Genomic DNA, 4752 nt, shown 5'->3' on the forward strand with positions numbered 1-4752 from the left:
GGCGTGGGTGGCGGGGGCTTCCCGGGTGCCGGACTGACCAGCTACACCCGCCCGACCAGCAGCTTTGAGCCCGAGGTCGGAGGTCGACCGACCAGCCTGCGCGCCGGCGTGCTCAACGCCTCCGAGTTACGCGGCCCCACCTCACCGACCAGTACCGGGATGGGTGGCTCGGCGATGCCGATGTCGCCGGCCGGCATGCTGGGGCACGGCAAAGAGGGTCAAGCGGATAAGGACGTCACCCGCGCTCGTGTCGTCGTCGGCGGCGACCCCACCGACGAGACGTAGGCAATCGCCGGTCGCTTACCGCCCGGGGCCGGGTGGGCCGGCGAAGGCTTGGGCGATCTCTAGCCAGCGCTGCGCATCGGGACCGTGTGCGGTGAGGTCGAGGGCGCTCAGCGGCCGCCGCTGCGTCACCAAAAAGCAGAAGTCCTCCGCGGCGCCGGTGACCCGCTGGGTGGCATCCGCCGGACCCCAGGTCCAGGTGTCGCCGCCGGGTGAGCGCAGCTCGACCAGGAACGGCTCGCCCGGCGGCACCAACTCGTTGACCACGAACGCGTAGTCGCGGGTGCGAACGCCCAGATGGGCGATCGAGTGCGGCCGCTCGCTCGGTGTCCGCTTGACGCCGAGGGCGTCGGCGACGTCCAGGCCGTGCGCCCAGGTCTCCATCAACCGTGCGGTCGCCATCGACGCCGGGCTCATCGGCGGCCCGAACCACGGCAACTTCCGGCTCGGCTCCACCGTCAGCAGCGCATCGTGCAATCGAAGCCGGGTGGTTCGCCAATCGCTCAGCAGCTCTGCCGGCGGGGTCGCGGCCAATTCCGCCGCGCCCGCGTCGACGAAGCCGACAGGGTCCTGCATCGCTTCGCCCAGCACCGCGCCGAACCCCGCCTCGTCGGTGACCGAGATCAGGGCGACCCGATCGGTCCACAACAGGTGCCCGATCTGGTGTGCGACGGTCCAGCCCGGCGACGGTGTCGGGTCGGCCCAGCGCTCCGCGGTGAGCGGCGTGACCAGCGTGTCGAGGTCATCGCTCTCGGCACGCAGGTCAGCCACCATCGGCCCGGGATCCGCCAGCATGACCTCCTTAGCGACTGGTCACCGGCTGACCGCGCCGGCCTAGGAGACTGTGCACGACGAGCCCGACCAGGTACAGCGCCGACCCGAAGATCACGAACATGGGCGCATGCCCGTTCGCGGGGATCAATATCGCGGCCACCGTGATCGAGACAACGAACGAGACCCAGAACAGCGCGTCCTGCACCGCGAACACATGGCCGCGCAGCGCGTCGTCGACGTCCATCTGCATCGCCGAGTCGGCGCACAGCTTGACTACCTGGCCGGTAACACCCAGGCAGAAGCTGCACGCCACCATGACCGGCAGCAGCAGGCTCGCCCCGGCCAACTCGATCAACGCGGCCGCGACCAACGCACCGTTCACCGCCGTATAGCGTCCCCATCGGCGGACCGTGGGCGGGGTCAGCAGGGTGGCCAGGAAGGCCCCCAGCCCCGAAGCGCCGAAGAACACCAGCGCGATACCGAGTCCGCCGACCGCCGAATTCTCGGTGTGATGGACCAGCAACAGGATCACCAGCGAGTTGATGCCCACCACCATCCGGTGTGACGCCAACCCGGACAGGGCGGCAGCAACCGTCGGCGTGGACGCCACCGTGCGCGCGCCGTGCAGCCACCCGGTGACCACCGCATAGACGGCCGATCCGTGGATCGCCCGCTTGGTGTCGTCGGGCCCCAGTACCCGGGGCCCGAACCGCAGGGACAGCAACAACGCGACGGACACCGGAATCAACGCCGTGAGAATGATGACGGCCGCGCCGCGATCGCTACCGCCGACGAACCAGCGGGGTATGAGCATGAAGTTCGCACCGAAGAAGGCCGCGACGGCGCCCGAGGCGGTGGCGATCGAATTCATCGTCACCACCTGCTCACGCGGCACAACGTGCGGCAATGACGCCGACAGGCCGGAGGCCACGAATCGTGAAAAGCCGTTGAAGAGAAGCGCTCCCAGCAGCAGCGGCAACTCGCCGGCCCTCACCGCCAGAATCGCCCCGATCGTGACGATCAGCGCCAGCCGGCACAGGTTGGCGCCGACCAGCACCCACCGTCGGTCCCAACGGTCCATCAGGGCGCCGGCGAACGGTCCCAGTAGTGAATAGGGCAAAAACAGCACCGCGAAAGCGCGCGCAATCGACAGCGGGTCGGCCGCCCGATCCGGATTGAAGAGCAGCGCTCCGGCCACCGTCGCCTGAAAGAGGCCATCACCGAATTGACTCGCCATGCGCAGCTGAATTAGCCGCCAGAAGTCCGGCATAGCGCGCACCGACCGCCAGAGTTCGACGGTTGCGCGCGAGGGCATCCGGGTTTGGAACACAGAACCGACTTCCACGATTGGGCTGGATAGAGATGGTCACACTCGACGTCGCTGTAATAACAGTACAAATATTTACGGGCGGCGTTTGTTTGTGCCGAGCGATGGTACGGGAGTGCGATGATGGACTGATGCCGCAGCCGGAAGACCCCGAAGACTACATCGCACCCGCTGCCCAGCGGGTGCGTGCGGGTACTTTGCTGCTGGCCAATACCGACCTTCTCGAACCGACGTTTCGGCGCAGTGTCATCTACATCGTGGAGCACAACGATGGCGGCACCCTGGGTGTGGTGCTCAACCGTTCCAGCGAGACGGCGGTCTACAACGTATTGCCGCAGTGGGCAAAGCTCGCCGCCAAGCCGAAGACGATGTTCATCGGCGGGCCGGTGAAGCGTGATGCGGCGCTGTGCCTGGCGGCGTTGCGGATCGGCGCCGATCCGCAGGGCGTGCCGGGCTTGCGGCATGTGTCCGGGCGGATCGTGATGGTCGACCTCGACGCGGAGCCCGACGTGATCGCGCCGCTGATCGAGGGAGTTCGGATTTACGCGGGATACTCGGGCTGGACAATCGGTCAGCTCGAAGGCGAGATTGAGCGCGACGACTGGATTGTGTTGTCGGCGTTGCCATCTGACGTTCTCATTGGGTCGAAGGAAGACCTGTGGGGGCAGGTCCTGCGCCGGCAGCCGTTGCCGCTTTCGCTGCTTGCCACCCACCCGATCGACGTCAGCCGCAACTAGGTCTCCTCCCCCACCTCCGGCGCCGCTGACTGCGCCGATGTTTTGTCAGCCTCGCGTGCCAGCCTGCTGGCAATCATCGCGCAGACCACAAGTTGGATCTGGTGGAAGATCATCAGCGGCAGCATGGTCAGGCCGACGGTGGCGGCAGGGAAAAACACCAGCGCCATCGGCAGCCCTGATGCCAGGCTCTTCTTCGAACCGCAGAACAGCAGCACGATCGCATCGCCGCGGTCCAGCTGCGCCAGTCGGCCGATCACCGTGGTGGCAGCCAACACGATGGCCAGCATTGCGGCGGCGACCAGCGAAACCAAGATCAATTGCCACACGTCGACGCTGACCCAGATGCCCTGCACCACGCCCATAGAAAAGGCCGTGTACACCACTAGCAGGATGGACCCCCGGTCGACGACCTTGAGCATCGCGGCATAACGGCTGATGAACCCCGCGATCCAGGGCCGCACCAGCTGGCCGGCGGCGAACGGCAGCAGGAGTTGCAGCACGATGGCGCGGATTGAACTGCCGTCCACCCGGATTGCGCCGCTGGTGTTCATCAGCAGCACGACCAGCAGCGGGGTCGCCACGATGCCGAGGATGTTCGACAACGACGCGCTGACGATGGCGGCGGAAACGTGGCCGCGCGCAATCGAAGTGAACGCGATCGACGACTGCACGGTCGACGGGACGAGGCACATGAACAGCACGCCGTGATACAGGTCGATCGTCAGTATCGAGGGCACCAACGCCCGGGCGGCCAGGCCCAGCAGCGGGAACAGCACAAACGTGGTAGCCAGCACCATTAGGTGCAATCGCCATTGCCGGACACCGTGCCAGGCCTGCTGCGGCGACAACCGCGCGCCGTACAGGAAGAACAGCAGCGCTATCGCGGACGTAGCGGCTGCCTCCGCGGCGTCGGCGGCGTCGCCGTGGGCGGGCAGGACGGCGGCAAGAGCCACCGTGGCCGCTAAGGCCAGCAAAAATGCATCGAGGATCGTCGACAGGCGCCTCAGCATGGTGACTTACCGCATGGCGCAGCGCCGGCGGGAATTCCTCAGGAGCAGGACTGCGTGCAGGCGCTGCATTCGCCGGCACAACTTGGCGCCGCTGCCTCGCGGCGCAGCGCGAAGCGGGCGCTCTGCCACGAGCCGGTGGCCAGCGTGCCGAGGGCACCCGCAACGCAGACGATCAACACCACAAACGCGGTGTGCGCGGATGCGGCCAGCGCCACCACTCCGCCCGCGGTCAGCATCACCGCGGCCGCCAACTGCGTCGGCGCCATCGCGCGTAGCGCGAGCGCAGTGGCGTCGACGGCGTGGTTGTGGGAGAGCGACCACGTCCCGAACCCGGCGGAAGCGACCGCCGCACAAACACACACCACCCCAGCGATCAGCATTGCCTCACAATACGAGCCCGGTCACCGATCCGCGCGCCGGGCTCCGCAGCGCTTGTGTCGGCGCCGAATTAGCGGCCGAGGTTGCTGAAGTTCGGCAGCGGCGGCAGCCCGGGCACCAGGGTCAACAAGTTGGGCATGGGCTGCGGGGCGGGCAGCTGATTGGGCACTGCCATCTGTGCGGGAAGCCGGGTCGGCGCTCCAACCGGTGCCTGCGCGGGAAGAGCGGCAGCAGGGGCGGGAAC

Annotated in this window: 5 protein-coding genes and 1 pseudogene; 2 read left to right on the plus strand and 4 right to left on the minus strand. The window is 67.4% G+C overall.

Annotation, left to right across the window (positions count from 1 at the left end; genetic code table 11):
• Window positions 1-285, plus strand: a pseudogene (locus tag DB708_RS27210) (PPE family protein); the annotation flags it as partial.
• Window positions 286-300: 15 nt separating this feature from the next.
• Here DB708_RS27210 and DB708_RS07565 read toward each other — a convergent pair.
• Complete coding sequence (locus DB708_RS07565; RefSeq protein WP_108921350.1) at window positions 301-1074, minus strand: TIGR03084 family metal-binding protein; 774 nt, start codon at window positions 1072-1074, stop codon at window positions 301-303.
• A gap of 10 nt (window positions 1075-1084) precedes the next feature.
• A complete protein-coding gene (locus DB708_RS07570; RefSeq protein WP_108921351.1) occupies window positions 1085-2371 on the minus strand; it encodes an MFS transporter in 1287 nt (428 codons plus the stop codon).
• Between the two features lie 143 nt (window positions 2372-2514).
• Between DB708_RS07570 and DB708_RS07575 the strand changes: the two genes are divergently transcribed.
• Entirely contained in the window at window positions 2515-3120 is a 606-nt protein-coding gene (locus DB708_RS07575) for a YqgE/AlgH family protein (protein ID WP_108921352.1), read from the plus strand.
• Here the strand turns inward: DB708_RS07575 and DB708_RS07580 are convergent.
• Together DB708_RS07580 and DB708_RS07585 are read right to left on the minus strand one after the other, a co-directional pair.
• The gene (locus DB708_RS07580; protein ID WP_108921348.1) at window positions 3117-4130 is read right to left on the minus strand and encodes a bile acid:sodium symporter family protein; all 1014 of its coding nucleotides are present in this window, start codon (window positions 4128-4130) and stop codon (window positions 3117-3119) included. The genes DB708_RS07575 and DB708_RS07580 overlap by 4 nt on opposite strands.
• Before the next feature lie 38 nt (window positions 4131-4168).
• Entirely contained in the window at window positions 4169-4510 is a 342-nt protein-coding gene (locus DB708_RS07585; protein WP_108921349.1) for a hypothetical protein, read from the minus strand.
• Window positions 4511-4752: the final 242 nt, after the last annotated feature.

The organism is Mycobacterium montefiorense, assembly GCF_003112775.1.
GTDB classification, from domain to species: Bacteria; Actinomycetota; Actinomycetes; order Mycobacteriales; family Mycobacteriaceae; genus Mycobacterium; species Mycobacterium montefiorense.